The 1,376-nt window shown below is 42.7% G+C and carries 2 protein-coding genes; both read right to left on the bottom strand.

The window, feature by feature from the left end; translation table 11 throughout:
- The coding region (locus tag PX484_RS00345) for an SDR family NAD(P)-dependent oxidoreductase (protein ID WP_288102633.1) at nt 1-617 on the bottom strand (617 nt) is incomplete at its 3' end.
- A 38-nt stretch (nt 618-655) separates the two neighbouring features.
- On the bottom strand, nt 656-1,376 hold a 721-nt coding region (locus tag PX484_RS00350; protein WP_288102634.1), incomplete at its 5' end, for a class I SAM-dependent methyltransferase.

Here is a 1,376-nt window from a genome sequence, read left to right on the forward strand (position 1 = left end):
GCAGAAACCGCCCATTTGCTCAGGTCGGAGCGTTCCGAATCACCTTGACTGGTCCAGATGCTTGTATCTTCTATTAATCCGGGGGCAACAACGTTAACGCGAATAGGAGCGAGTTCTAGGGCGAGGGCGCGTCCAAATACGGCTACAGCACTATTAGCGGCGGCTATGACGGAAATTCCGCCCATTTTGGAATATTTGAACATAGTGACGCTGGATGTCAGGGTAATAGAACCGTCCTTGGCCAAAGTTTTCAGGGAGCCACGCACTGCTAAAAAGGTTCCCCAGAATTTCTCCATACCTCCCCGGGCCGTTTCTGCGGTCATTTCGGTTAATAAGGCTCGCGGCATATTTCTGTCTCCGAGAGAGGTGACTACTAAATGGTCAAAGTTGCCAATTTCTGCAAAAAAGGCATTAACAGAATCTTCTTCTAAAAAATTAACAGTTTTGGCTTCAATCTCCCCGGAAATTAGGGCAACAGCCGCAGCTAATTTCTCTTGAGAAGCATGGGAAAGCACCACTTTTGCCCCCAGGGAGAGCAATTTTTCGGCAATCGCTAGGTCAATCCCGGAGCTTGCACCAATAATAACGACTTTTTTACCCGATAAGGAATCAAACATTTTTTTGTCTCCAAAAATTCAAGAAAAACTGACAACTATTACAGTATATTGACTGGCTTTTGGACAGCAACTAACCAATAAGTTATGGCCGAGGAACTTAGCAAATTATCCAGAGCCTTAATGTTTAAATTATAGGTTTCTTCGTCTAATTTTCCTGATTGAAATTCCTCTGTTAACCAAGACTTAAGATGGCGAAAATGTCTGAACCAGCACTCCTCCGTCACCTCGACAAATTGAACATCTTTAAACCCTGCCTGTTGATAAAGATTTTGATACTCGGCAATATCTTTGACCGTGTTTGCTTGGGGAACTGTCCAATCTCCTAAAAGTTCTGTTGTGGCAAAACTCAGATCTGAGAGAATTAAGGTTCCCCCCGGCTTTAATACTCGCCAAGCTTCTTGTAAGAATTGCCGCCTAGTATTAAAATAAAAAGCCGCTTCTACACAAATAATTTGCTCAAAAGAATGATCAGCAAAATCCATCTCTACCGCGTCCATTAACAGAAATTTACCCTCGGGAAAATTCAAGAGACTTCTGGCAATTTGTGTCGGAGAAATGTTAATGCCCACAATTGCTGTCAATGGGTAATATTTGAGAAGATAATGAGTAGTTGCTCCTAAACCACAGCCAACATCAAGAATTGTTCCCTGTTTGTTGGGAATAAATTCTAAAAGTTTCTCCATCAGAGTAGAGGATGCTTCCTGTTGATCTTGGGTATGGGAGAGCCAATAACCGACATTAAAAAACTCTCTTTCACCA

The organism is Microcystis sp. M49636_WE2 (assembly GCF_030065375.1).
GTDB classification, from domain to species: domain Bacteria; phylum Cyanobacteriota; class Cyanobacteriia; order Cyanobacteriales; family Microcystaceae; genus Microcystis; species Microcystis aeruginosa_C.